Annotated in this window: 36 protein-coding genes; 8 read left to right on the top strand and 28 right to left on the bottom strand. The window is 71.7% G+C overall.

The genetic code is table 11. The annotated features are described in order from the left end of the window. Positions 1-59 precede the first annotated feature (59 nt). The 9 genes from ACMXGY_RS03725 to ACMXGY_RS03685 form a co-directional block, all read right to left on the bottom strand. Entirely contained in the window at positions 60-1,316 is a 1,257-nt protein-coding gene (locus ACMXGY_RS03725) for a phage major capsid protein (RefSeq protein ID WP_483775543.1), read from the bottom strand. A 138-nt stretch (positions 1,317-1,454) separates the two neighbouring features. After that, positions 1,455-2,159 (bottom strand): HK97 family phage prohead protease, encoded by a 705-nt coding sequence (locus ACMXGY_RS03720; RefSeq protein ID WP_483775542.1) that lies wholly within the window; start codon positions 2,157-2,159, stop codon positions 1,455-1,457. Then, positions 2,156-3,301, bottom strand: a complete 1,146-nt coding sequence (locus tag ACMXGY_RS03715; protein WP_483775541.1) for a phage portal protein — start codon at positions 3,299-3,301, stop codon at positions 2,156-2,158. Before ACMXGY_RS03715 ends, ACMXGY_RS03720 begins: the two co-directional genes overlap by 4 nt. Further along, complete coding sequence (locus ACMXGY_RS03710) at positions 3,298-3,528, bottom strand: hypothetical protein (protein WP_483775540.1); 231 nt, start codon at positions 3,526-3,528, stop codon at positions 3,298-3,300. The genes ACMXGY_RS03715 and ACMXGY_RS03710 overlap by 4 nt, the downstream gene beginning before the upstream one ends. 17 nt (positions 3,529-3,545) lie before the next feature. Beyond that, positions 3,546-5,039 (bottom strand): hypothetical protein, encoded by a 1,494-nt coding sequence (locus ACMXGY_RS03705; RefSeq protein WP_483775539.1) that lies wholly within the window; start codon positions 5,037-5,039, stop codon positions 3,546-3,548. Continuing rightward, positions 5,029-5,529 (bottom strand): hypothetical protein, encoded by a 501-nt coding sequence (locus ACMXGY_RS03700; RefSeq protein WP_483775538.1) that lies wholly within the window; start codon positions 5,527-5,529, stop codon positions 5,029-5,031. Before ACMXGY_RS03700 ends, ACMXGY_RS03705 begins: the two co-directional genes overlap by 11 nt. A 72-nt stretch (positions 5,530-5,601) precedes the next feature. Further along, on the bottom strand, positions 5,602-6,081 hold the full coding sequence (locus tag ACMXGY_RS03695; protein ID WP_483775537.1) for a hypothetical protein: 480 nt from the start codon (positions 6,079-6,081) through the stop codon (positions 5,602-5,604). 245 nt (positions 6,082-6,326) lie between these two features. Next, positions 6,327-6,686 carry a hypothetical protein gene (locus ACMXGY_RS03690; RefSeq protein WP_483775536.1) on the bottom strand — a complete coding sequence of 120 codons (360 nt, stop codon included), beginning with the start codon at positions 6,684-6,686 and terminating at the stop codon, positions 6,327-6,329. Between the two features lie 173 nt (positions 6,687-6,859). Further along, positions 6,860-7,882, bottom strand: coding sequence for a hypothetical protein (locus tag ACMXGY_RS03685; RefSeq protein WP_483775535.1), 1,023 nt, complete (start codon positions 7,880-7,882; stop codon positions 6,860-6,862). 537 nt (positions 7,883-8,419) lie between these two features. On the opposite strand from ACMXGY_RS03685, the gene ACMXGY_RS03680 reads away from it, so the two are divergent. Continuing rightward, positions 8,420-8,863 (top strand): hypothetical protein, encoded by a 444-nt coding sequence (locus tag ACMXGY_RS03680; RefSeq protein WP_483775534.1) that lies wholly within the window; start codon positions 8,420-8,422, stop codon positions 8,861-8,863. Positions 8,864-8,903: 40 nt separating this feature from the next. On the opposite strand, the gene ACMXGY_RS03675 is transcribed toward ACMXGY_RS03680, so the two are convergent. The 15 genes from ACMXGY_RS03675 to ACMXGY_RS03605 form a co-directional block, all read right to left on the bottom strand. Beyond that, positions 8,904-9,263 (bottom strand): hypothetical protein, encoded by a 360-nt coding sequence (locus ACMXGY_RS03675; RefSeq protein ID WP_483775533.1) that lies wholly within the window; start codon positions 9,261-9,263, stop codon positions 8,904-8,906. 84 nt (positions 9,264-9,347) lie between these two features. After that, complete coding sequence (locus ACMXGY_RS03670; protein WP_483775532.1) at positions 9,348-9,551, bottom strand: hypothetical protein; 204 nt, start codon at positions 9,549-9,551, stop codon at positions 9,348-9,350. Between the two features lie 53 nt (positions 9,552-9,604). Further along, positions 9,605-9,925 carry a hypothetical protein gene (locus tag ACMXGY_RS03665; RefSeq protein ID WP_483775531.1) on the bottom strand — a complete coding sequence of 107 codons (321 nt, stop codon included), beginning with the start codon at positions 9,923-9,925 and terminating at the stop codon, positions 9,605-9,607. Beyond that, a complete protein-coding gene (locus tag ACMXGY_RS03660; RefSeq protein ID WP_483775530.1) occupies positions 9,922-10,353 on the bottom strand; it encodes a hypothetical protein in 432 nt (143 codons plus the stop codon). The genes ACMXGY_RS03665 and ACMXGY_RS03660 overlap by 4 nt, the downstream gene beginning before the upstream one ends. Further along, on the bottom strand, positions 10,350-10,778 hold the full coding sequence (locus ACMXGY_RS03655) for a hypothetical protein (protein ID WP_483775529.1): 429 nt from the start codon (positions 10,776-10,778) through the stop codon (positions 10,350-10,352). The genes ACMXGY_RS03660 and ACMXGY_RS03655 overlap by 4 nt, the downstream gene beginning before the upstream one ends. Continuing rightward, positions 10,775-11,062, bottom strand: a complete 288-nt coding sequence (locus tag ACMXGY_RS03650; protein ID WP_483775528.1) for a hypothetical protein — start codon at positions 11,060-11,062, stop codon at positions 10,775-10,777. The genes ACMXGY_RS03655 and ACMXGY_RS03650 overlap by 4 nt, the downstream gene beginning before the upstream one ends. Further along, entirely contained in the window at positions 11,059-11,229 is a 171-nt protein-coding gene (locus ACMXGY_RS03645; RefSeq protein ID WP_483775527.1) for a hypothetical protein, read from the bottom strand. Before ACMXGY_RS03645 ends, ACMXGY_RS03650 begins: the two co-directional genes overlap by 4 nt. After that, positions 11,226-11,549: a WhiB family transcriptional regulator gene (locus ACMXGY_RS03640; protein WP_483775526.1), complete on the bottom strand. Its 324-nt coding sequence runs from the start codon at positions 11,547-11,549 to the stop codon at positions 11,226-11,228. The genes ACMXGY_RS03645 and ACMXGY_RS03640 overlap by 4 nt, the downstream gene beginning before the upstream one ends. Continuing rightward, positions 11,546-12,082 (bottom strand): hypothetical protein, encoded by a 537-nt coding sequence (locus tag ACMXGY_RS03635; RefSeq protein ID WP_483775525.1) that lies wholly within the window; start codon positions 12,080-12,082, stop codon positions 11,546-11,548. The genes ACMXGY_RS03640 and ACMXGY_RS03635 overlap by 4 nt, the downstream gene beginning before the upstream one ends. Beyond that, positions 12,082-12,543, bottom strand: coding sequence for a hypothetical protein (locus tag ACMXGY_RS03630; protein WP_483775524.1), 462 nt, complete (start codon positions 12,541-12,543; stop codon positions 12,082-12,084). Before ACMXGY_RS03630 ends, ACMXGY_RS03635 begins: the two co-directional genes overlap by 1 nt. Next, positions 12,536-12,949 carry a hypothetical protein gene (locus ACMXGY_RS03625; protein WP_483775523.1) on the bottom strand — a complete coding sequence of 138 codons (414 nt, stop codon included), beginning with the start codon at positions 12,947-12,949 and terminating at the stop codon, positions 12,536-12,538. Before ACMXGY_RS03625 ends, ACMXGY_RS03630 begins: the two co-directional genes overlap by 8 nt. Before the next feature lie 256 nt (positions 12,950-13,205). Further along, the gene (locus ACMXGY_RS03620; protein WP_483775522.1) at positions 13,206-13,553 is read right to left on the bottom strand and encodes a hypothetical protein; all 348 of its coding nucleotides are present in this window, start codon (positions 13,551-13,553) and stop codon (positions 13,206-13,208) included. Further along, positions 13,550-13,876, bottom strand: a complete 327-nt coding sequence (locus tag ACMXGY_RS03615) for a hypothetical protein (RefSeq protein WP_483775521.1) — start codon at positions 13,874-13,876, stop codon at positions 13,550-13,552. The genes ACMXGY_RS03620 and ACMXGY_RS03615 overlap by 4 nt, the downstream gene beginning before the upstream one ends. A 70-nt stretch (positions 13,877-13,946) precedes the next feature. Further along, positions 13,947-14,219, bottom strand: a complete 273-nt coding sequence (locus ACMXGY_RS03610; RefSeq protein WP_483775520.1) for a helix-turn-helix domain-containing protein — start codon at positions 14,217-14,219, stop codon at positions 13,947-13,949. After that, on the bottom strand, positions 14,216-14,455 hold the full coding sequence (locus ACMXGY_RS03605; RefSeq protein WP_483775519.1) for a helix-turn-helix domain-containing protein: 240 nt from the start codon (positions 14,453-14,455) through the stop codon (positions 14,216-14,218). The genes ACMXGY_RS03610 and ACMXGY_RS03605 overlap by 4 nt, the downstream gene beginning before the upstream one ends. A 111-nt stretch (positions 14,456-14,566) precedes the next feature. Between ACMXGY_RS03605 and ACMXGY_RS03600 the strand changes: the two genes are divergently transcribed. The 3 genes from ACMXGY_RS03600 to ACMXGY_RS03590 are packed head-to-tail and all read left to right on the top strand — an operon-like array spanning position 14,567 to position 16,569. Next, the gene (locus tag ACMXGY_RS03600; RefSeq protein WP_483775518.1) at positions 14,567-14,971 is read left to right on the top strand and encodes a helix-turn-helix domain-containing protein; all 405 of its coding nucleotides are present in this window, start codon (positions 14,567-14,569) and stop codon (positions 14,969-14,971) included. A 15-nt stretch (positions 14,972-14,986) separates the two neighbouring features. Beyond that, on the top strand, positions 14,987-15,427 hold the full coding sequence (locus ACMXGY_RS03595) for an ImmA/IrrE family metallo-endopeptidase (RefSeq protein ID WP_483775517.1): 441 nt from the start codon (positions 14,987-14,989) through the stop codon (positions 15,425-15,427). Further along, the gene (locus ACMXGY_RS03590; RefSeq protein ID WP_483775516.1) at positions 15,427-16,569 is read left to right on the top strand and encodes a tyrosine-type recombinase/integrase; all 1,143 of its coding nucleotides are present in this window, start codon (positions 15,427-15,429) and stop codon (positions 16,567-16,569) included. Before ACMXGY_RS03595 ends, ACMXGY_RS03590 begins: the two co-directional genes overlap by 1 nt. Before the next feature lie 16 nt (positions 16,570-16,585). On the opposite strand, the gene ACMXGY_RS03585 is transcribed toward ACMXGY_RS03590, so the two are convergent. After that, positions 16,586-17,428, bottom strand: coding sequence for a hypothetical protein (locus ACMXGY_RS03585; protein WP_483775515.1), 843 nt, complete (start codon positions 17,426-17,428; stop codon positions 16,586-16,588). A 366-nt stretch (positions 17,429-17,794) separates the two neighbouring features. On the opposite strand from ACMXGY_RS03585, the gene ACMXGY_RS03580 reads away from it, so the two are divergent. Then, positions 17,795-17,998, top strand: a complete 204-nt coding sequence (locus ACMXGY_RS03580) for a three-helix bundle dimerization domain-containing protein (protein ID WP_483775514.1) — start codon at positions 17,795-17,797, stop codon at positions 17,996-17,998. A 73-nt stretch (positions 17,999-18,071) separates the two neighbouring features. Then, a complete protein-coding gene (locus tag ACMXGY_RS03575) occupies positions 18,072-18,368 on the top strand; it encodes a DUF4287 domain-containing protein (protein WP_483775513.1) in 297 nt (98 codons plus the stop codon). 253 nt (positions 18,369-18,621) lie between these two features. Here the strand turns inward: ACMXGY_RS03575 and ACMXGY_RS03570 are convergent, their stop codons facing one another. Then, on the bottom strand, positions 18,622-20,271 hold the full coding sequence (locus tag ACMXGY_RS03570; RefSeq protein WP_483775512.1) for a glycoside hydrolase family 64 protein: 1,650 nt from the start codon (positions 20,269-20,271) through the stop codon (positions 18,622-18,624). A gap of 208 nt (positions 20,272-20,479) precedes the next feature. Between ACMXGY_RS03570 and rlmC the strand changes: the two genes are divergently transcribed. Beyond that, positions 20,480-21,604 carry a 23S rRNA (uracil(747)-C(5))-methyltransferase RlmC gene (rlmC, locus tag ACMXGY_RS03565; protein WP_483775511.1) on the top strand — a complete coding sequence of 375 codons (1,125 nt, stop codon included), beginning with the start codon at positions 20,480-20,482 and terminating at the stop codon, positions 21,602-21,604. A 27-nt stretch (positions 21,605-21,631) separates the two neighbouring features. Here rlmC and ACMXGY_RS03560 read toward each other — a convergent pair whose 3' ends face one another. Beyond that, positions 21,632-22,246, bottom strand: coding sequence for a DinB family protein (locus ACMXGY_RS03560; protein ID WP_483775510.1), 615 nt, complete (start codon positions 22,244-22,246; stop codon positions 21,632-21,634). A 48-nt stretch (positions 22,247-22,294) separates the two neighbouring features. On the opposite strand from ACMXGY_RS03560, the gene ACMXGY_RS03555 reads away from it, so the two are divergent. Next, positions 22,295-22,915 (top strand): pyridoxamine 5'-phosphate oxidase family protein, encoded by a 621-nt coding sequence (locus ACMXGY_RS03555; protein ID WP_483775509.1) that lies wholly within the window; start codon positions 22,295-22,297, stop codon positions 22,913-22,915. On the opposite strand, the gene ACMXGY_RS03550 is transcribed toward ACMXGY_RS03555, so the two are convergent. Beyond that, a complete protein-coding gene (locus ACMXGY_RS03550; RefSeq protein WP_483775508.1) occupies positions 22,885-23,481 on the bottom strand; it encodes an ASCH domain-containing protein in 597 nt (198 codons plus the stop codon). The genes ACMXGY_RS03555 and ACMXGY_RS03550 overlap by 31 nt on opposite strands. Positions 23,482-23,777: the final 296 nt, after the last annotated feature.

Here is a 23,777-nt window from a genome sequence, read left to right as displayed (position 1 = left end):
CCGGTCGGCGGCGGAAGGCCGAGGGTTCGCCTCGCGTACCGCCACCGACCGAGCAGCCGTCAGGCTGCGGCGCCACCGGTGAAGGTCTTGATGGCGCCCGTCTGGTCGGCGAGCACGCCGTCCGCGCGGATGATGCACCGGAAGGTGATCTGGTCCGTGCCGAACGCGAACGAGTCGTCGCGCTCGAACCGCACGCCGCCCGCGAGGCGGACGAAGTACGCGGACCAGTCACCGAACGCGATCGACTCCGCGCCGGCGGCGATCGCCGGCATGTAGGGGTCGGTCTGGATCGGCTTGCCCAGGAGCACGTCCGGCGCGCCGAACGTGGCCGCAGGCTCGAAGAGGTACCGGCCGGCACCGTCCTTGAGCTTGCGGACCGCCGCGAGGGACGAGTCCTTGAGCAGCCACCCCGCCGAGGCCGAGGCGCGGTACGGCGCGATGACCGAGAAGAGCAGGTCGATCAGGTCGTCCGCGGACGGCGCGCCGGCGACCGCGGCCGCACCGGTCTTGCCGGCCGTCGCGGTCGTCAGGACGCCGGTCGGCTGACCGGAGCCCGTGCCGTTGATGAGGTGGTTCGACAGCGCGAGGCCGACGTTGCGCCCGGCGGCACGGGCGAGGTACCCCGTGAGGTCGACGCCCGTGTCCTCGACGAGCTCGCGCGCGACCGTGATGAGCTGCGCGTACTTGTACGCGCCGAGCGTGCGCTTGCCGAACGCCGGGTCGGTCGAGCCGGTCGCGAGGTTGCCCGCCTCAGCGACGAGCGCGGCCGCGCCGTGCGAGGTCGTGACGGGGATCTCGAACACCTCGCCCGAGTCCGTCGACAGGATCGTCGGGCCGAGGAGCAGCAGGCCCGACTGCTCGACCAGGTGCTCGAGGAGCGTGTTCCGGAACGACGTCGGGACGGTGTTGCCGCCAGCCGCCGCGGTCCCCTTCGACAGGGCGCGCAGCTCGGCGATGCCGTCGGAGACGGAGCGCGCCGAGAGCGACACCGAGTCGCGCTTGCGCTGCGCGAGCTCGCGGAACTGCGCGTTCATGTCGACCTTGCCGAGCTCCTCGTTGGGGTCGCCCCCGCTGAGCTCGCCGACGCCGAGCGAGCGCAGCCCGTCCTCGATCGCCTTGTTCGTCGCCTCGGACTCGACGAGCGAGTCGATGCGCGAGCGCATGGCCGTGAGGTCCGCGTCGCGGGCCTCGTACTGCTGGGTCTCCTCGGCCGTGAAGTCACGGTTCTCCGAGGCGGCCCGGTCGAGCAGCTTCTTCTGCTCGTCCCAGAGGTTCTGACGCTTCTCGGTGAGCGTCTTGATGAGCGAGTGGCTCACGGTGTTCTCCCATTCGGAAGGGCCCCGGCTCGGGGCGGGTGGGCATGACGAGGTGGCCGGTGCGTGTCTCGCTGCCGACCTGGTGGTGCGGGTGGTGCGGGGTGCCGGGTGCGGTGCTGCCGCTGCCCGAGCCGGGTGCTACGTCTGCGCGTCGAGCTCGAGGAGCCGACGTCGCAGAGCGAGCGGCGGGTGCGTGGCGCGCTGCCCGTCGTCGCCCTGCTCCGAGCGCGCCTCGGCGGCGGTCTCGGGGGTCTGGGTGGTCGGCGCGAGCTTCGCCCGCACCTCCTCGGCCGCGAGCGCCGCGACGTCGTCGACGCCGAGACGGTGGGCGAGGGAGCGCAGCCCGACGGTGGAGTCGAGGTACGCGGGGCTGTTGACGGGCGCGACGTCGATCAGGACGACGCTGCGCAGCGTGCGCAGCGGGAAGCCCTGCTCGGTGACACCCCAGTCGTCCTCGAGCGTGCGGAACGCGAACGAGGACCAGCGCAGGTCACCGCGCTCGGCAAGGACCTTGTAGTCGCGGCCGACGGTGGTGTCGGGCAGGTCGACCTCGTAGCGCAGCCCGGTGCCGTCCGCGGACAGGCGCAGGGTGTTGCCCCACGTGGTGCCCAGCAGGTAGGCGTCGTCGTGGTTTCCACGCGCCATGACGGGCGCGTTGTCGGCGAGGCTCTTGTTGAACGCGGACGGGTCGACCTGCTCGACGAAGCCGCCGAGGTTCTGGGAGTAGCGGTTGAAGACGGCGGCGTACCCCGCGAGGATCCCGAGGCCCGTGCCGCCGGCGCGCAGCTCGACGGGCCCGGTGGTCGTCAGGACGCGGCTCTCCATGTCCACGGTGGTGCTCATGCTGGTGCCCCTTCGGCTGCGGTGCTGATCGGCTGCCCGGCGCGCGGGCCGTACATGGACTGCCACTCGGCCTTCTGCTCGGTCGTGAGCGGTGCCTTGTCCTCGAGGATCCGGACCTCGGGGAGCGTGTCGATACCGGCCTTGAGGCGGGCGACGAGCGCGTTCGTGCGGGCGGTGAGGTCAACGCGGACGAGCGCGTCGAGGTTGGCCTTGACGTACTGCGGGCGCGGGCTGACGCGCGTGAACGCCTCTTCGAACCGGCGCACCCACGGCAGCAGCGCGCGGCGCTGCCGCTTGAGCTCGTTGAGCTCGACCGTGCTGTACGTCATCGACGAGCCGGTCTCGCCGCCGATGTCCTCGGGCGCGACGCGGAAGATCGCGGCGATCTCCGTCGCGCTCGCCTTGATCGTCTCAAGGAACACGGCGTCGTCGTTCGGGATCGAGAGCGCCGTCCAGTCCCAGTCGTTCCCGGTGACGAAGATGTCGCGCCCCGATACCGCCGCCTTGAACCGGTCCTTCGCGACCTGCACGGCGCCGCCGTCCAGGGTGCGCGCGGTGTTCTTGAGCACCCCGGGCGGCATGATGCCGCGGTCGAAGAACTCGCTCGCGTACTTCTGCGCGAGCTTGCTCTTGCCGAGCTGCAGGCGGAACAGTGCGACGGGCGACAGGCCCCGGATGCTGCCGGGCACGGTCGGGCCCGGGACGTAGATGTAGTCGCCGGGGAGCACGACCTTGCCGTTGACGGAGAACACGGGCACGGGGCCGGTCTCGTCGATGTGGACCTTCGACGGCTTCACCCATGCGACCTTGTGGGGCCACCCGGCCTTGCGCGTCACGATGAGCCCGAACGCGAAGCCGTGCATCAGCGCGGACATCAGGGCTTGGCTCATCCACGGGATGAAGTCCAGGCCGATTCCCGGGTCGTCGAGCAGCGGCGGCTTGGGCGACATCTTGACGCCGATGCCGTCCGGGCCGGACCGGTACCCGGCCCAGGGCGTGACGGCGACGTCGTCCGCGATGCCCGTCGTCGCGGCGTAGAACGGGATCAGGCGCAGCGGGTCGACGAGGACCTCGCCGGCGCCGAGGCCGAACGCGTCGCGCGTGGTCGCGCGCGACTCGATGTTCGAGAAGAGCAGGCTCACCAGCCGTCCTCCTCTCGCGAGTGCTTGCCGCGGCGCCGCGCCGCGAGCGCCGCGGCCGCCGTGGCGAGCGCGGTCGGGTTCGTCAGGAGCCACGAGTACGCGACGAGCAGGACGCCCGCGACGACGAGCGCCAGTGGCAGGGACGCCGCCGCGATCCACAGCGTGATGCCGACGATGACGGCCAGGCCGCCGACGAGCTCGAGGACGGTCGTGATGATCTCGCGCACTCGTGCCCTCCCTCCTGTCAGCCGAGGCTGTCCTCGACGGGGTAGTCCGGTGGGGCGTGCGTGACGTACCCGTGCCGGGCGAGCGTGACGGCGTACAGGGCGGTGATGTCCTCGAGCGAGCGCTTGCGGCCCCACCGCCAGGAGTCCCCGGACGGCGCCTTCACTGCGGCCTTCACCGCGGCGTACAGCTCGGGGTCGCCGGAGTGCGTGAGGTTCGTCTGCACCACGTCGTCGAACAGTGCGCCGCACGAGGCATTGACCTCACGGGCGCCGAGCTCGACGACCTCGAAGCCGGCCTTACGCAGGTCCGGCGCGAGGGACGCGGCGGGGCCGGACCCGTCGAGCACGACGAGAGAGCCGCCGAACTCGAGCCGGAGCTTCTCCGCGGCGCCGACGATCCACCCCGTGCCGATGTCCTGCCGCGGGACCTCGACCCACGCGCGCGTGTTCGGCGCGGCGGCCGCGATCGCGATCGTTGACACCGAGCGATCAGGGGCGACGTCGATGCCGTACACCGGGGAGCCGGACCAGTCGACGGTCTCGTCGAGCTCTGCGCAGTCGCGCAGTGCCGCCTCGGGGATGACCCACTCGTCACGCTTCGCCTCGGGCCACCACCCGAGGTACGGGCGGTAGAACTCCCACGGGTCGCTCTGCGCGGCCTCGTGCGCGGCCGCGAGCTTCGCCTCGGTCGTGAGCCACCCCAGGCCGGGGTGACAGTGCCACCACGACGCCGGGTCGTCCGGGTCCATGTCCGCCGGCAGCGCGTACTGCACGAAGCACACCCGCGCGCGGGTCGGGCCGAGCGGTCCGTACTGTTCGACGAGCGAGCGGAAGCGCGCCTCTTCCTGGAGCTGGCGAGCGCGCAGGTAGAGCGACTTGGAGTGCCCGGCGGCCGACGCGATGATGAGTTGCGCGTGCTCGATGGTCTGCATCGCCGGTCGCATGGCCTGCTCTACGCGGCCGTCGAGGTGGGCGAACGCCTCGTCGATGATGCCCTTCGTCAGGCTCGGGCCGTGGCCCGAATCCTCCTTGAGCGCCTCGACCTCCCACTTTGCGCCGGTCGTGAACCGGATCGCTTCCTCACCGGTCGTCCCGTCCCACCCGGGCTTGTTTGTGCGCCGGCCGTAGTTGTGGTCGAGGAACATCTCGAGCGGTGACCGGTGCAGGATCTTCCAGAACTCGTCCTCGAGGCGGCTGGCCGCCTTGCCCTTCGTCTGCGCCGTATAGCGGATCAGAGCGTCGGGGTAGAACAGGCCCGTCTCGGTGCCCTCAACGACGGTGAACGTCGTCTTGCCGATCTGGCGCAGGCCCAGCAGGACGAGCGTGTCGTACCAGTAGGTCCCGGTGTGCGGGTCGATCTCGCCCCACACGTCCGCGACGTCCCGCTGCCACGGGATGAACGGGCGACCCATGGCGCGCGCGACGCCGGCCTTCTGCCGTCCGGTCGTCTCGCGGTTCGGGTTTCGTGGGGTGTGGAAGAGCGGGATCGCCTCGGGACGATCACGACCCACTGGCCGCACCGTCCTCGCCGCCTCCGCGGATCAGCTCGAGCACCTTCGCGCGCTTCTCCTCCTCGGTCAGCTCCGCGCCGCCATCGGGCTTCGGCGGGAACAGCCGGGCGCCGATGTCGACGAGCCGCTGCGCCAGCGGCGACACAAGGTCGTGCCGGTGCAGCTTCACCGCGCCGTCGAGCGAGCGGGCCACCGTGATGGCGACCGCGCGCAGGAACTCGGGCTTGCCGTCGTCGCGCGCGAGATCGTCCGCGAGCGCCTGCTCGACCGGCCCAGCGAGAGTCGACTCCTCGGTTCCGCCGACGTGGGAGTCATCGATGACGGAGTGCTGAACGGGGAGGGTCTCGGGGACGAGAGCCTGGCGCTTCCTCTCCCTCCAATCCCGAAGATAGCTCGCGTTCGTCGTGATGCAATCCCGACACCGGCAGCCCTTTCGGTAGCCGGTTGTTCCCGCAGCTTTGCTCTTGGTGACGTCGTGTTCGGGCGACACAGCGATGCCCCCTGTTCTTGGTCGAGATCGAAACGATGAACAGGAGGCACCACTGCGCCGTGTGACTCGGAACTAGACCACGTCGGGGGTCGGGCTCCCGTCCCACACCCAGCCGTCGAACGAGAGGGGCGAGGTCGCGTTGCCCTGCGTGCGGTAGATCGTCGCGTTGTTGGCGTACTTCCAGTAGCGCGTGATACGGCTCGTGATCGGCCCGCCCCGCTTGTTCCACTCCGCCAGCGTCAGATGGTGGTTGGGTGTCGGGAGCCCACCGGTGGGCGGTGCGACGAAGAGCTCGTCAGGGCTGCTGGCGTTGCGATACGTGTGATCCCCCGGGATCCGATAGACCGTGGTCGGGGTCGGGCTTCCTCGCCCAACCCAATCCTGGTACGACAACGCGGCGGCGTTCGAGCCGTAAACGTAGTAGACCGAGCTGGACCACGGGTACTTGACATAGTCGGCAGCGTTGGCCGGCGACGCGGGTCCGGCGAGGGTGAAGGCCATGACGAACGCGGCGAGGAGCGCGATGAAGCGCCCGGTACTTTGAGGTCTCACACAAACTCCAGGTTCAACGGTGAGCGGAGCAGGCCGCGGTCGCGGCATACGCCGCCGAGGATAGCCGGGAGATACGCCCTTTCACCGCGCTGATCTGCGGGTTCGTCGCTGCGAAGGGCCTTACAGACCCAGTGGAGAACGTGGGCGGAAAAACGGACACGCGCGGGTCTCCGCTGCAGCGATCCCTCAAAAAACTGGGCGCTGACCAGGGACGACGCGGGATCGCGAGGACGCGGCGAGGTTGGTCAGTCGTCGTCGAACACGGACGAGGAGCGACGTCGCCGTGGTTGTTCGTCGGCCGCGGCGAGGCGAGCACGGGAGTGCCGGGCCCTGGCTTGCTGCGCTCGCCACTCGGCGCGGCGCGCGTTGGACTTGCGGACGTTGCACGTCAGGTGCGCGGGCCGCAGGTTCGCCGGGTGCTCCGGGTCGCCGCCCTCCCACAGCTCGACGACGTGGTCGAGCGTCGGGCCGAGCGGGTGCCCGCGGCGCAGGCCGAACAGGATGACGCGGCTCGGGCCGTAGCACTCCTCCACCTCGCAGTACGAGCCGGGCGGGCACAGCACCCGGACCAGCTCGCGCCACGCGTGACCGCCCCGTCCTCGCATGAGTTCCTCCCGCCGCCGCCGGTGACCCGTGCCGAGATCCCGTGGTCATGTGTGTCGCACGGTCCGGGCGGCGGCGGGAAGGTCTGGGAACGCGAAGACCGCCCGGGAGCGGGATGCTCGACCGGGCGGTCTTGGGTTCGAGGCGCGCGAGAACCTCAGAAGCGTTGCACCGACTATAGCGCCTGCTGCTGGCCCTGAGGAAGCGCCTCACCACCCGGCGCGTCCGATCGGTCCTGGGCGCCGGCGATGCGCGCCGCGATCGACCCGACGTCGTACAGCGGGCGGCCACGGTCGTCGAGCCCACGCACCGGGATGCGCGGGGCGAACGGCACCGCGGTCTCACGGTCCCGGCGGATCCATGACCGCCACGTCGACGGGTTCAGCTCGGGGAAGATCGTGCGCACCTGCTCTGCGGTGACGAGGGTGTCGGGCCGCTCCTCGGGCAGTGCGTGCACGTGCCAGCGGGCCGCGAGCGCGAGGTGCGCCCTGGTCGCCCACGAGCGCCGGCAGCGCGTGCAGCGCACGACGTCGGACAGCCCTTCGGCGACGTGCCAGTCGCGCACGACGGCGCCGCCGCAGTGGAAGCACGGTGCGGCCTCGCGCTCGGGTGCGAGGCCGGCGAGGCGGCGCACGACGGCGCGCGTGGTGCGGAGCTCGTCGAGGTAGGTGGGCCAGGCCGCGTGGTTGAGGGCGGCCCACAGCGTCTTCGACCGCAGGTAGGCGAGCGTGTCCCACGCGCCCTCGCCGTCGCCGCACCTCTCGGCCCAGTCGTCGACCCACGCCTCGAGCAGGTCGAGCGCGCCGTCCTGGGTGCGGATCGACGACGGGCCGGAGCGGAACACGTCCTCGCGGTAGGCGGGGTCCAGGCCGTGCGGGAGCCGGTCGGGGTTCGCGGCCGAGGGAGTGCCGGCGAGGTCGTACCGGACGGCGCGCAGCCCGACGGCGACCTTGGCGACGTCCGACATCTCGGCGAGGTACGTGCCGATGTCGTCGAGCAGGTCGCGAGCACGGTCGAGGCAGCGTGTGCAGATCGGCAGGGACGTGTCGACGAGCGGGCGCGCGCAGTCCTGGCATCCGGCCGTCGTCTCGGGGCAACCGGTGCAGGCGAACACGGACCGGCCGTCGTCGTGGGTCGTGGTCTCGATCCAGAGGTGCGGCTCACTGAGCGTGCCGTGGGTGGTCAGGGTCGTGCTCATCGGGACTCCTTGTTCGCCTGGGACCACAGGTCGTGTCGCTTGCGGGCACCACCGCAGGGGCCGCACTTCTCGTCGGACCCCCAGGGCTGGTGCTGGCTGCAGAAGGGTGAGGGCTCGGGCATCGCGGCGAGGACGGCGAGGGTTGTCGAGAGCGGGACAGGTCCGGACGGTGGTGGGGGCGCCTGCCCTCCTCCCTCTCCTTTCTCCCTTCCTTCCTTCCCTCCCACTACTCCCGGGGTCGAATGTCCGAGTTGAGTGGTTGGTGCTGATACCGGGTGTGCGATGGAAGGCCAGTCCGCGAGCTGCAGCAGGGCATCCCCGCGGGGCCCGTCGACGAGGGAAAGCCACCCCGCGTCCCCGAGCTCGACGACGTCGTCCAGGACGTCGTCGTCGGTCACGGTCGCGCTCGCCGGCCACACCGACTCGCGCACCATCGTCGGGTCCGCCGGGCCGAGCCCCGACTCGTCGACGTGCTGGTGCCACAACCCGAGCGCCGTCAGCCTCGTCCGCTCCGGCAGTGCCAGGAGCCGCGGGTCCGTGAAGAGCCGCGACGGGCCGCTCGACGTCGTCGGCGGCTGCGTGGCGGGCGCGTCGGGCTTGGATTCGGTCACCATTCACCAGTCCTCGGAAGATCAGGTCGCGCACGGCCCCGTACATGCCCGGGGCGTAGACGAAGCACTCGGTCCACCCGCGGCCGTGGGGCAGGAATCCGAGCGCCTCCTCGGCGTTCGCGAACGCCGGCCGGACGACCTCGGGGTGCGCGCGCAGCATCGTCAGCACCGCCCACTCGACGACGTCCTCGGTGTCGCGCTGCAGGATCAGGACGCGCCCGCCCGTGTCGGTCAAGCCCTTGAGCCTGTACCGCTTCCACGCGCGCCCGACCTTGACGACGTTGAACGCGTCCCACACCACGACGTAGGTCATCGCCTGCGCCGGGATCACCAGCTTCTGCCCGCGTCGCGGCCGGCGGGCCGGCGGTGACTGCGAGGTCACCGCCGACCCGCCGCGAGCGCCGACGAGGTCAGTCGTCGGCACGCGCCGCCTCTTCCTCGACCTGCTCGGCACGGTTCGCCTTGTCGCAGCCGGCGCACAGAGGCACGCCCTCGGAGTCGTGCGCGGCGATCTCGGTCGAGGCGCAGCCCTCGCACCGCTCGACGTCGTCGACCTCGACCTCGACGGTCGTCTCCTCATACCGGTCGAGGGGGTGCGTGCCGCGAATGATGTACTCGGCGAGGTCGACGATCTCGGCGACGGGAACGTTGACCTCGCCGCTCGCGAAGCCGACCTTCGTGACAAGCACGCCCCGCGCCGTGTCGAGCGCCTTGGCCCGAGCACGCTGCTCGTCGTTGAAGACCTCGTGGTCGGCGGTGGTGGCAGTCATCGGGGTGTTCCTCTCGGTTAGTCGGAGCACCGGCACTCGCCGGTGTGGGGGTTGATCCATCCGTCACAGGACGGGCAGCGGTCATCAGCCATCAGGGGTCACCTCCCCCGCGGGCTCGTGCTTCGCGTAGGCCACCTCGCGGACCCGGATGGTCTTCACGGCCGCGAGGTCGACGAAGATCGTGCTCGGGCAGACGCCGCCCACGTACACGTCGGCCTTGTCGGTGAGTCCGAGCTCGTCGGCTCGCTGCACGAGCTCGCGCAAGTCGCCGAGATCGAGCGAGCTCATCCGAGCCTTCGCGTTGGCGTGGACCTCGCCGCCGGTCGTTCGCCACGCCGTCGTCACTGGCCCGCCTCGGGGAGAGGCCACAGGACCGTGACCGGGTAGTCGAGGTCGGTGGACGCAAGGCCGTCGGTGAACCCGGTTCCGAGCCATGGGAGCGGGCCTCCGGCGTTCTCGACGACGCTGCCTCCGCGGGAGCGCACAACGGCGCGCAGGGGGAGCGTGTCGACCTCGGCCGGAGTGGTCAGTTCGCGAGGGGCCGGCGGCTGGACGGGCTCCCCGTACTCGTTGAGCTCGATGCCGAGCTTCGTCGCGATCGCCTCGACCGCCGAGCGGACGTAGTAGACGCGTCGACCTGTGACGTGCGGATCCGCGCTCACCGGGCACCGCCAGCAGCGAGCGCCTGGCGGTGGGTCCAGCCGCGGAGCGCGGCGAGGGCGATGTCGCGTGCCTCGTCGGGGCGCGCGAGGCCGCCTGGGCGGCCGAGGTGAAGGGCGCGGGCGGCGATCGCGACGACGTCGTCCTCAGTGAGCCTGTACTCGAGCGCGGCGGCGAGGTAAACGTCGGTCTCGATCATCGCGGCGTAGTACGGCCCGCGCAGGGCGACGCGGGTCTCGTCGAGGTCGTCGCGCATGCCGGCGACCTCGTCGCGGATCGCATCGAGCTCGGCGCCGATCAGGAGGTGCCCGAGGACGACGTCGAGGTCGGCGAGCGTGGGTATCGGGTCGGGGTCGCGCGGGGGCAGCCTCACGGGGTCGGGGACGGTCGCGCGGCGGTGCGCGGTCCTGGGCAGGGTGGCGGTCGTCATGGTGTCTCCTCGGGGTACGGGGTGCCGAGCCCGTCGCCGCCGAGCAGCGGGACGAGGACGATTCGGATGCGGGCGGGGCCGTTCGGGTAGGTGCGCTTGAGCCAAGGGCCCTCGACGCGGCCGTCGTGGTCGCCGAGGAGCACGCCGGCGTCGTCGAGGCCGTCAACGAGCGCCTTGACGGTCGGGTAGAGGTTCGCCGTGTCGCGGCGGTGGTTGTCGGGGAAGCGGAACTCGGCCCACAGGCGCACGGGGTGCACGACCGGGTGCGGCAGGCGGCGGTCACGGCCGAGGACGCACCCGAGCTGCCGCCAGGGCGTCACGAGACGGGCGAGGTGCTTCGTCTGGCCGCGCAGGTCGTTGACGTTGAGCGGCTTGCCCGGGTAGCGGGTGCCCGGGATCTCGAGCACGAGCACGCGGGCCGTCACGCGGCCGCGCCGATCTCGACGTACTGGGCTTCGAACTCGGTGTAGGTCATGCGCCCGTGCTCGGCGAACCACGCGCGCAGCTCCTCCGACGCCCACCGGTCGGCCCGCTGGTGCAAGCCGATGAACAGCGACCACGTGTCGATGCCCGCCGCGAGCGCCTCACGGTTCAGCAGCACGCCGCCGAGGTCGTTGAGCGCGCGCCGGTACTGGTTCTCCCGGTAGTCCTCGAACGCGGCCTTGCACGAGCGGTACTGCTCGGCCGCGGCGTCGAAGATCGCGCTCATGCCGATCCACCGCCGGCGTGCGTCGCGCGGTGCTTCGCTAGCACCGCGGGCGTCATGTGCAGCACGCGGCCGCCACGGGTGACCGAGACGACGGCCGCGTGGTGGTCGACGTACCGCCCGCAGACGTGGCACCACAGGGCGGCCGTGGTGCCCTCCTCGGCGCTCACGACGCCGCCCGCTCAAGACGGCGGGCACGGCGGCGCAGCTCCGCACGCTCGTCCTCGCCCTTGCCGCCCCAGACGCCGTACTGCTCGCGGCGCTCGAGCGCGTACTCGAGGCAGACGGCGCGGATGTCGCAGCCGACGCAAACCGCCTTCGCCTCGGCCTCGCGATCGCGGCGAGCCTGGCCCGACTCTCCCTCGGGATGGAAGAACACCTCCGGGTCGACGTCGTCGCTGAGGCAGGCCGCACCGGCTGCCCACTCCTGCGGGTCGTAAGGGCGGTGCTTCACCTGCGCCGGGCGGTTGATCTGGGGGCCGCGGTTCATGACGCCCTCCCGCGGGATGCGGCCGCCGTGCGGCGGTTCGCGACGGCGCGCGCCCGCAGGCGGTCCGTCGCGTTGCGGACGTCGGCCATGACGACCTCGGCCGACGTGTCGAGCGCGTCCTGCAGCGCCGTGAGGAACGCGCGCACGTCAGGGTGCGCGGCGAGCGTCGGGACCGGCTCTGCAGCGAGCGCCGGCGAGGTCTCGTCGGGAACGGCCTCGTGCGGCTTGCGAACCGCCTTGGGCCGCTCGAGCGTCTCGATCCCCGCGGGCTCGTCGACGTCGTCGTCGGGCTCGAGGTCGGGCGTCGTGTACTTCGCGGCCGCGAGCGCCGGGTCCTCGGTTGAGCGGGTGCCATAGGCGGCGGCCGCGCCAGCGGTCGGCAGGCCGGCGAACGGGCTCGACGCTGCCGCGCGGGCGCGCTTGGCTTCCATGCGGGCGCGGACGACGTCGCGGGACTCGCGCTCTTCCATCGGCAGCGCGGGTGCCGCCGTGCCCACGACGCCGCCGGAGACGACGGTTCCGACGGCGCGCATCAGGCGACCCTCCGAGCTACGAGGAAGTCCCGCTCGAGCTCGACGCGGCGGGCGTCGACGTACTTGTCCGCGGCCTGCGCGACGGCGAGCGGGAGCTCGGCCGGCCACGCGATCGGCCCACGGTGTCCGTGCGCGATCGCGTCGAGCGCGGGGTAGACGGCGGCATGCTCGAACGGCGAGCCGTGCCAGACGCCGCCCGCACCCGCGTCGCACGCGCACGTCCACGTCCAGTCCTGCCCGGAGTCGGTCAGGACGACCGCGATCGCGCACACCGGCGCCTGGCCGGCACGGTGCACGGCCCGGTGGGCGCGCGCCTCCTCGTCCTCGAGCCACGACTTCGCGGTCGGGCCCTTCGTCCACGGGCAGTGCTCGCAGCGCGCTCGCCACATGCGGCCGCGCTGCTCGGGGTCGACCGGCTCGACGACGACCCGCGGGCGCGTGATGACCTTGTGCTCAGGCACGGCGCACCTCCCCGGCGGGAAGGTCGCGCACGGCGTCCTCGAGCGAACCGAGCGCACCGACGGCGCCGACACGGCCGTATCGATCGGTCCAGCGCGCGGCCGCGACGACGACGGCGAGGGGCCCGTCCACGGTGGCGAGGACGCGCTCGAGGTACTTGCGGCGATCCGTCGCGCCCGGCGTGCCGCGACCTGCCTCGGTGACCGCCGCCGCGGCGGCGACGATGTCCGACAGCGCGACGTCCTGGACGGTCGGCAGGTTGACGCTCTCCCGAGCCTCAGCGAGCAGCGCGCGCAGGGTGTTGACCTGCGCGTCGTGCGCGGCCTGCACCTGGTAGGCGACGCCGGGCGGCACGAGCTCGAGGCCGGGCAGCTGCTCCGTCGTGGTCTGGTCGGTGGTCTCGCTCATCGCGAGGTCCTCTCTGCGTAGGGCTGGTGGGTGATCGGCGGGACAGGGGTCGGGTAGCAGCGCGCGCACGTCGTGCGCGGCTTGCCGATGTGCTCGCCGACGTGGTGGTCAGATGCGCACGAGCCGCACGCTCCGGCGGTCGTGAGGCGGATGTCGTGCTCGCCGCAGCGAGCGCCGCGGGGGACGTCGACGAGGGCGCCCGAGGCCGCGAGGGCGCGCATGCTCGCGGCGTGCTCGTCGGCCGCGCTGCGGCGGGTCACGCCGACGCCCCCGGGTCGGTGCGGCGCCAGGCCGTGACGTCGGCACCTCGAGCCGAGCGGCCCGACGACGGGCGCTTGAGCTCGTACACGACGCCGTCGTGCACCTCGACGACGCGCTCGGCGAGCCCGTCGCGCGCCGCGGTCGCCATGAGGGAAGCGCGGGCACGGGCGGGCACGCCGGCGTCGTCGAGCTGGGCACGAAGGTCGTTGACGGTGAACACCCGCCCGACCGGGACGGCGCGCACCGCGGCGACGAACGCCGCCCGGTGCGCCGGCGTCGCGCGGCGGGCCGCGGGCGCCCGGCCCTCGACCTTGAGCGCGAGCGCGTCTGCCGGGGCGGTCACCGGTCCTGCTCCTCGTGCGTCGCGTCGGTGACGGCCATGAGCCCGTCACGGGTGCGCTCGAACCTCAGCACCGTGCCCGACGGCGCGGGCCGCGGCCGGGCGAGTGCCATGCGCAGGTCGCGCTCGACCTCCCGCGTCCCGGCTCGCAGGCGACGGTCGAGCCGCGCAGCTCGTGCGCGACGACGCCGGCGACGGTGCCCGGCACGCGCCTCGAGGTACACGGCCTCAGCGAGGCCCGACGCGTAGGCGACCAGCGCGATCACGGCCGCGGTCACGATCGCCGCGGCGAAGAGCCACAGGAGCCACAGGAACTCGTTCTGCACGGTCTCGGTCCTTCCCGGGGTGCACGAAGCCACGCGACCGGCGGCCGCGAGGGTCAAGCGAAGGGGTGGGTCAGGCGCGCGGGCGCCGGAACGGGACGACGGCGGACTTCACGGCGGCCCGCTGGTGCTCGCACTCGGCACCGGCGAGCCATGCCGACAGGCACGGCTCCTCGACCGTCCAGCGGCCGCGCTTCGTGCGCTGCGAGCCGTGCAGCTCACCCGATCGGCACGCGTCGCGGATCGTCTCGGGGTGCTTGCGGGCCTCGTCCGCGGCCTCCTCGACGGTGAGTCGGAGGGTGCGGCGCGGCAGGTCCGCCGCCGCCGTCAGCGCGCGGGCGGTCACGCCGACACCGCCAGGCTGCGAGCAACCCAGAGCGTCGCGACGTCGATGTTGAGTGCAGTCGCGATCGCCGCGAGCTCGTCGGTGGTCCAAGCCGACATGCCCGACTCACGGCGCGCGAGGGTGCGCTCGGCGATGCCCGAGAGGCCCGCGAGGGACGGTCGGCTCAGCCCCTGCTGACGTCGAGCGTCGACCACCCGACGAGCGATCTCGGCGTTGATCTCTGCTGGTCTCGTCATGGCAGTAACCATGCCACCTGGCAGTAGCCATGGCAATTGCCATGTGTAACGGATCGATAACAAATCATGCCGGTACGCCATGAATCGTGCCGGTGCGGCATCATTACTGGCGTGAACCCTTCGCGAACGAGGCACCAGCCCACCGCACTCGGCGTCGAGCTGGCCCGGATCATTGACGCTTCGCGCGTCGACCGTCGGCCCCGAATGTCGATCGCCGACCTCGCTCGAGCCGCAGACATCGAGCCATCTCAGCTCTCACGGATGCTGAAGCCCGAGAAGGCGATGCTCGCGCAAGAGCTCTACGCGCTCTGCGAGGCGCTCGGGCTGGACGCCGGGGATGTCATGCGCGAGGCGATGCGACGCGTTCGAGCGGCCGAGGCGCACAATGACGACGCCAGCGCAGTGATCGAGGGTCGCTTCCGGAGGCTCGGGAGCGAACGGGACTTCTCGGCCACGGCGGCGGCGCACGTGACGAAGCGGTCGATCTCTGAGGAACAGGAACTACGGGGGCAATAGATGCGGGAGCTGCTGGTGATCGCACGCGAGCGCGGCGTCGAGGTCGAGTGGGACCGGGATATGGGTGACTGGCTTCGCGGGGTGTACGAGCACCACGTCCGGACGATCACGCTCAACTCGTCGATGGACATCTGGCAGCAGCGGTACACGTTGGCGCACGAGCTCGGGCATGCCTGGCACGAGCACGAGCTCGACGCCATCGACCCGCACGGTGACCTCGAGGCTGAGCGGCTCGCCGATGAGCACGCCGCGAGCCTGCTCATCGATCCCGAGCAGTACGCGCGCGCCGAGGCGCTCTACGGGCCGCACGTCGGCGCCCTGGCAGACGAGCTCGACGTGCACCCCGACGTCGTGAGCATCTTCCAGCGAGTCCTACGCCGCATCCCGCCCGTCGCCTACGCGACCCCATGGGGCCGCGCGCCGTGGCTCCACGATCGCCGAGGACGGATCGCCTGATGGCCTGGATCGAGCGCACCTCAAGCGGCCGCTACCTCGCGCGCTACCGCGACGCCGACGGCAAGAAGCGCACCGCCGACGGGTCACCGTTCATCCACAAGAAGGCCGCCGAGCGCGCGGGCGAGGCAGCCGAGGCCGCTTCACGGTCGCTCGGGTGGCGCTCCCCCGACGCCGCCGCGCGCACGTGGGGCGAGTGGTGCGCCGAATGGTGGCCAACGCGCGATGTCGAGCCGTCCACCCTCGCGACCGACCGCGGACGCCGCGACCTGCACCTCACCCCACGCTGGGGCCGCACGCCGCTCGTGGACATCACCCGACACGAAGTGAAGGCGTGGGCCGCCGAGTTGCGCACGAGCGGCCTCGCCCCGACGACCGTCCAGCGCATCGTGCATCTGCTCTCCGCGTCCCTGCGCGCCGCCGTTGACGCCGAAATCCTCACAGCGAACCCCGCGGCCGCACTTCGCCTCGCCGCCGGCAAGACGAGCAACGAGCGATACCTCACGCGCGACGAGGTGGACGCGATCCGCGCCGAGTTGCCCGACGCCGAGCGTGCCGTTGTCGACATGCTCGTCGGCACCGGCATGCGGTGGGGCGAGGCGACCGGCCTTCACGCCCGCCGCGTCGACCTCGAGCGTCGTGTTATCGAGGTCGCCGACGTATGGGACAACCGCGGCGGCGTAATGAAGCCGTACCCGAAGGGCAAACGCCGTCGGTTCGTGCCGATCCCGTCATGGGTCACAATCGAGGAACCGGCCGCAGGCGGGTGCGGCTACGACCATGCCACCGGTGCGTGCACGAGCGGCCTCGTCCTCACGACGAGCGACGGGCACCGGTTCGAGCAGTCGAACTTCCGCAAAGCCTGGGTCGCGGCCCTCTCCGACGCCGGCGTCGAGCATGCCCGCGTGCACGACCTGCGGCACACCTACGCGTCGTGGCTCATCCAGGGCGGCGTCTCGCTCGCCGAGGTCGGCAAGCTTCTCGGGCACGTCTCCCCGCTCACCACGCAGCGGTACGCCCACCTGGCGGACGAGCCGTCGGATGCCGTGCTTGCCGCACTCGGCGAAGGCCCGCCGCCTCCACCGAGGGGGCAAGTTGTTCGCTCCGCCGGAGGGCGGCGAGCCCACCTCCGCGTCGTGCGCTGATTCCCGCCCCCGTGCCTCAGCCTGCTGGCTTCTTGCGAACTGGCCAGGAGAACTTTCCCTGCTCTTCGAACACCCGCACCCACTCCCGAAAGACACCCTTGTGGTAGTCGGGGAGCATGTCCGGCCTCGCAACGGAAAGCGGCGGCGGGCAATTCCACTCGCTCTCACGCGAGTCAACGTTTCGCCCGAGCAGCCACTGAAGCTTGACCGGGAAGTCGGGATCGGGGCTGTGCATCGCTAGGAAGTACATATGCCCGAACGTGAACGACGTGATGCAATGCGCCAGCACGCGCTCGGGTGAGAGCCCGCGCTCGGGCGAGAGCCCGGCGATCGGAGTCGTCCAGAGATGAACCATCGGTTTACCGAGCCACGCCAGGGCCCAGACGTGGAAGCCGTCCGGGAAGCCACCAGCCATGATCTCGGCCGCCTGCGCCTGTGAGTACGTCCAGGCCGCGTCCTGGGAGGTGGCGATCATGATCGCGGTCTTCGCAACCCATCGAGCCAGGATGGCCGACTCTTCTACACCAAGAGTCTGATGCTTCGCGTTCTCGACCATTGGGCGCACGAAGGGCTCAACATCGTCGTCAAGCGTCGCCATCCAGCCGCTGTTGCAGTCACGACACACAGCGTTGACCTTGAAATCGAGCCCCTTGGATGAACGCCACGACACGTCCCACGGGTCGCTCGGTTCCCCGTCCGGCTCGAGCTTCCACCCGAAGCGACGGTGAACGAGGCTGTCACTCGCGAAGATGTCGCCCCATCGCTTCCCGATGATGTGCTCGTTCGAGATCTTCCTATCTTGCGCGCCGCAGAACACGCAGCGCTTCCGGGTCGTCGACCCAACCTCCTCGTCGGTCACGTTGCGATCGTAGGCAGCCGCCCACCCGTGCAGCCACCACGGAGTCAGCCGATTCACCTGCCCTGCTGGGCAGATGCTGGGCAGATTCTCCGTGTACGCTGCTGCACACGGCTGCACCACCGACGACGAGAGGGGGTCGAAAATGGCCACTGACCTGCACCGACAGCCCGCCGCACGTCACGTCGCTGGACCGTGCTTCACGGGCCCGATCGCACTTTTAATCCGTAGGTTGTGGGTTCGAATCCCACGGGGCCCACCGACCAGCCGGTGCGGCTCGGCGGTGCTTCAATCCAGGAGGCTCGGCCTGGCTCATCGTTCACCTTCCGTTGGTTGCGCTACCGTGCGCCGCCGCCGGACCGTCGGGTCATGGCTATCGAGGACGAGGACCGCGAGATCGACGTCGTGGTCGAACGGATCAGCGCGCGCTTCCCCGAGGTGCCGGTCGACGACGTGCGCGCCCAGGTGCTCGCGGAGCTCGGTCGGTACCAGACCGCGCACGTGCGCGACTTCGTCCCCGTCCTCGTGGAGAACACCGTGACGGACGTGCTGCGCTCGGGGTCGTCGCGATGAGTTCGCGTGTCTGTGCCGGTCGGTAGGTTCCGACCGTCGGGCAGGGCGCCCGCCACCGAGCAGAGGAGCACGCATGTCCTTCCAGGCTTACCTCGACGCCGTCGAGGAGAAGACCGGTCTCACGCCTCGCGCCCTCGTCGACCTCGCGCACGAGCGCGGCTTCGACGAGTCGACGAAGGCCGGCCCGATCCTCGAGTGGCTCAAGGAGGACTACGGGCTGGGCCGCGGGCACGGGATGGCCATGGTCCACGTCATCACCAAGGGCCCGCAGATCTCGACGAAGCATGTCGGCTCCTCGGGAACGCACCGCGACGAGTCCGACACCCTGTGGCTCGACGGCAAGGCCACCAACCCTGCCGTGACTGCCTGACCGCGACCGGAGCGACTCGGACACCACGCCGGGTTCTCCGGCAACGGGCCGACCCCCTCCCACAGAGTGTGCGCCGCGACGACCACGAGGGTGCCGAGCACGGATACGACGACCAGCCGAGCGCACGCCGCACTGCCGAGACGTCCGGACGACCCACCCGCAGGGCGGGCAGGTCGTCCGGACGTCTCGGCCGTGGGTCAGTCGCTCCGGCCAGGACTCCCCGCACCCCGGCTCCGGCTCCCTGGACCCTTGCTCAGAAGGTCCACTGCTGGCCGAGGCCCGCCCAGCAGTCCCAGATGATCGTCTTCTGGCCGTCGTGCAGCGGCTCGCCGCCCGCGGCGTCGAGGCACTTGCCCGACTGCGGGTTGCGCAGCGCCCTGGCCGAGGCGTCGTAGGTCCACGCCTGGGCGCCCGTCCCGTTGCACGTCCAGAGCTGGACCGCGGTCCCCCCGGCGCTCGAGCCTCCCGCCACGTCCAGGCACTTGCCGAGGGCGCGCACGGTCCCGTCCGCCCCTCGCGTCCACTGCTGTGCGGCGTTGCCGTTGCACGTGACGATCTGCGTCTGGTTGCCGTCACGCGCGTCGGCCCACGGGACGTCGAGGCACATGCCGTTGCCCGCGCGGATCTCGCCCGTGCCCGTCGGCAGCCCACCGCCGGGGTTTCCCGGCTCCTCGGTCCCGCCGTCGTCCCCGATCGGCGTCGCCGCTCCGGAGAACGGGTCGAGCTGGATGTACGCCGCCTGCGGGTTGCCGTCGTGGACCAGCGACTCGTGCGCGCCGACGTCGTCGAACGCGAACGCGTACGCCTTGCCGTTCGCCATCTGCTGGTGAGCGAGCTTGGCGTAGACGTTGGTCCGGGCGTCCTGGTAGAAGCCGGCGCTGCTCGCGTCCGGCTGGTTCGGATTGGTCAGCGCCGTGGTCCGGACGAGCGCGGCGCACAGCGTGCGGGCGATGGGCCCGACGACGTGGTCGTTGGGCGCCTGGAGGTCCTTGTGGCAGCCGTAGACGCTCGACGCGTCGGGCTTGGCGAAGGCCGCGACCTCGGTGCCCGACCCGTTGCGGAAGCGGAACCAGTCGCCGTCGACCCGCCCGCGGAACTGGGTCCCGGGCTCGTGCGCGAACGGGGTGATCACCATGTCGCGCGTGCGGTAGTGGTTCCAGACGTCGTTCACGTAGGAGTCGATCGACGCCGACGAGATCTTCCCGACGTCGATCCCGTGCGACGGGTTGAGCGCCCGCAGGACGCTGCCGTCGGGCGCGCGCTGGATCAGCCCGCCCCAGCCGGCGGACTGGAGCGCCGTGTAGAAGGACTGGTACCCGTCGGGCTTCAGCATGCCGGTGCTGACGACGTGCCCGTCGGCGCGCTGCACGCCGACCTGGTACGGCGCGGACCAGTGGTCGACCTGCGTGCTGTTGATCCACAGGCCGCCGTCGTTGAGCGTGTACTCGGTCCAGCTGAACAACGTGTTCCGGTTGGGGTCGGAGTCGTTCTGGGCCGCCGGCTGGACGAGCCGTCCGTCCAGGACGATCTGGAACGTCATCTTCTGGCCGTAGGAGTAGTACACGCGCCCGGACAGCTTCGGGAGCTGGATCGTCACGGACTGGCCGGGCCCCGGGCCCGCGATGGACGCGTCGGGTGCCGGGACGGGCACGGGCCCGACCCCGCCGGGCCAGGGGTGGAACGTGCCCCCGGCGTCGGCCCACCCGGCGACGCCGTCGCGCTCACCGAGCACGTACAGGTAGATCGGTCCCCTGCCCGAGTCGTTGGTGATCGTGAGCGGGATGGTCGCCGGGACGGCCGTCGCCGGCGCCGCCGCGCCGACGACCGCTCCGCTCACCGCGAGGACCGCCGCGCACAGCGCGGCCCACGCTCGTCTGCTCCTTCTCCGCCTGCTGAGGTTCATGCGGATCTGCTCCTGTTCGGTTGCTCCGTCGAAACCGCAGTCGCCGGATCGTCCGGCGACAGCGCTGCCACAGGGGGCGTGGAAGCGCTGCCACGACGGTAGCCGACCGCGCGCGAACACGCCAGGGAGCGCTCCCCGAGCCGGACCCGCACCGTTCTCGCCGGTCGCACGCGCCGACGCTCGGCGTCGCAGCCGTAGACTCGAACGAGTGCAGTGCCACCACTACGACGCCGGCTGGTGCCGGTCGTGCACCCTCCTCGAGCTGCCGTACCCCACGCAGCTCGCGGGCAAGCAGGAGCACTGCGCCGACCTCCTGGCGCCGCTCGCGCCGGACCTGACCTGGTTGCCGACCGTCGAGTCCGCCGAGTCCGGCTTCCGCAACAAGGCCAAGATGGTCGTGACGGGCACGACGGACGCCCCGGTGCTCGGCATCCTCGGCGAGGGCGGCGGCGTCGACCTCACCGACTGCCCGCTCTACCCGCCCGCGCTGCAGGCGTCGTTCCCCGCGTTCGCGGCATTCGTGACGCGCGCCCGCCTCGTCCCCTACGACGTCCGCGCCCGCCGTGGCGAGCTGAAGTATGTGCTCGTGACGCTCTCCCCCACCGGAGACCTCATGGCGCGGTTCGTCCTGCGGTCGACGGAGTCGCTCCCGCGCCTGCGCAAGCACCTGCCGTCCCTGCTCGACGACCTCCCGAGCCTGCGGGTCGTCTCCGCGAACCTCCACCCCGAGCACAAGGCCGTCGTCGAGGGCGACACGGAGGTCCTCCTCACCGAGACCGAGACGCTGCGGATGCCGGTCAACGGGTTCGACCTGCACCTGCGCCCGCAGAGCTTCTTCCAGACCAACACCGACGTCGCCGCCGCGCTGTACCGGCAGGGGCGGGACTGGGTCGAGGCCGCCGCGCCGTCGACCGTCTGGGACCTGTACTGCGGGGTGGGCGGGTTCGCGCTGCACGTCGCGGGGCCGGGCCGCGACGTCGTCGGTGTCGAGACGAGCGCCGAGGCCGTGGCGAGCGCGCGCCTCACCGCCCGCGACGCGGGCCTCGACCGCACCACGTTCCTCGCCGGGGACGCGACGGCGTTCGCGCTGTCGCGCCCCGACGTGCCGGACCTCGTCGTCGTGAACCCGCCGCGGCGCGGCATCGGCGAGGCGCTCAGCACGTGGCTCGAGGAGTCGGGGGTGCGCCGCGTCGTCTACTCGAGCTGCAACGCGACGTCGCTCGCCCGCGACCTCGCGCTCATGCCGTCGCTCCGGCCGTGCGAGGCCCGGGTGCTCGACATGTTCCCGCAGACGTCGCACTACGAGGTCGCGGTCCTGCTCGAGCGCGCCTGAGCCCGGCTCCTCCGCCGGGCCGCGCGGTCAGGGCTGCGCGCCCGCGTGCCGGGCCGCCTCGACCGCCGCGGCCTCGACCCGCGCGCGGTAGGCGTCCCACTCGTCGTCGCTCAGCCCCGGGAGGTTGCCCCGGCCGTCCCCCGCGGCGCCGTCGATCAGCTCGCGCACGATGTCCGCGTGGCCGGCGTGGTGCGACACCTCGGCGAGCACGTGGACGAGCACCTGGTGCAGCGTGACGTCGCGGTTCGCCGGCCGCCACCACGGCACCGTCCCGTGGGCGTCCAGGTCGAGCGACGCGACGGTCGCGTCGCACAGCTCCGACGACCGTCGGAAGAGCTTCAAGATCTCCTCGCGGCTCTCGTCCGCCGTCGCCCACATGTCGGCGTTCACCTCCGCGCCGTCGGCGAACCACGGCATCTCCAGGTCGTGGCTGCCGCCGAACGCCTCGTGCAGGTAACCGAGCTGCACGCTGCCCACGTGCTTCACCAGTCCCAGGATGTTGGTGCCCGTGCGCGTGAGCGGCCGGCGGACGTCGTACTCGCTCAGCCCTTCCGCCTTGGCGAGCAGCGCCTCGCGCTCGCGGGTCAGGTAACGCATAAGCGTCGCCTTGGGGTCGTGGTGCGGTGACGTCGTCGTGCCCATCCGTCGGACGTTACTCCCGTCCGCCGACAGCGGTGCCAGACTCGCCCCATGGCGACAGTCCACGCAGAGATCTCCGAACGGCTGGCTTCCTTCGTCCTCGCCCAACCCGTGTTCTTCGTCGGCACGGCGCCGCTCGACGGCGACGGGCACGTCAACGTCTCGCCCAAGGGCATGGCGGGCACGTTCGTCGTGCTCGACCCGCTCCGCGTCGCGTACCTCGACTACACGGGCTCGGGCGCAGAGGCCCCGGCGCACCTGCGCGAGAACGGCCGGATCGTCCTCATGTTCTGCGCGTTCGACGGACCGCCGAACATCGTCCGGCTGCACGGGAGGGGGCGGTACGTCGAGGCCGGCTCCCCGGAGTTCGACGAGCTGCGGCCGCGGTTCTCGAAGGAGCACGAGGCCGGGCAGCGGGGCATCGTCCTCGTCGACGTCACGCGCGTCTCCGACTCGTGCGGCTTCTCCGTGCCGCGCATGGCGTTCGTGGAGGACCGCGACCTGCTCGACCGCTGGGCCGAGCGCAAGTCGCCGGAGCAGCTCGACGCGTACCGGCTCCAGAAGAACACGACGAGCCTCGACGGCCTGCCGGCGATCGGCGCCGACGGCACGCCCGAACCCGTCGCAGCCGCGACCGCTCGTCAGGCGTCGTCGGCGGTCGCGTCCAGGTAGGCGCGGCCGCGCGGAGAGATCCGGTAGCCGACGTCGAGGCTCTCGGTGAGGCCGAGCTCCTTGAGCCGGCGCACGCGCACCTTGAAGTCGTCGCGCTCCATCCCGAGCCCCACCGCGAGCTCGCGCGCCACGACTCCCTCGTTCGCCGCGATCAGCTCCAGGTACTGCCTCGTCCAGGGCTCGGCGGCGGCGCGGTCCTTGCGCGCGAGGGTCGCTCGGAGCTGCTCGACGGCGTCCGCGTCCAGGTCGGCGTCCTCACGCAGCGCGACGCGCGGGTCCGGCCCGGCGATCCGGATCCCGACCCGGTACAGGTCTCCCTCGCGCGCGGCACCCCGGGCGAGCACCGCGGCGGGCGACGCCATGCCGGCGAGGCGAGCGTCGTCGTCGGACACGAGCGGGGCGCCGTCCGGGCCGATCGCGACGGGCTCGACCGACGTCACCTCCACCACGCCGATGCGTGTGCGCTGCCGCGTCCCGACGCGGACGCGCGGCGTCGTCCAGCGCCGGAACGCGAGCGTCACCGTCCCGTCCTGGAGCCCGCGCAGCGTCCGCGCATCGAGCAGCACGTCACGAGCGTACGAGCGCACGCCGCGTCCGGCACGACGACGGGGAGAACTCGCCGTCGACCTGAGGCGGGGCAAGACGACACCGGGAGCAGCCGGTGGAGGCACGCGTCGACGGGTCCCGACACCAGGGCGGGACGACGCCGGAAGGGATGGTGGGGGCGCCGCGTCGTGGCCGACGGGGCGGTCGCCCGGGTGAGCGGAGACCAGGGTGGGACGACGCCGGAGGGGTGGGTGGGGGCGCCGCGTCGTGGTCGGGCCTGGCGGGAGCCGCGAGGAACGAGCGGCGGATGGTAGAC

This window comes from Cellulosimicrobium sp. G4 BAM 1002 (genome assembly GCF_057126935.1).
The sequence above is the reverse complement of the archived record's forward strand: the minus strand, read 5'-3'. Positions and strand labels throughout refer to the sequence as shown.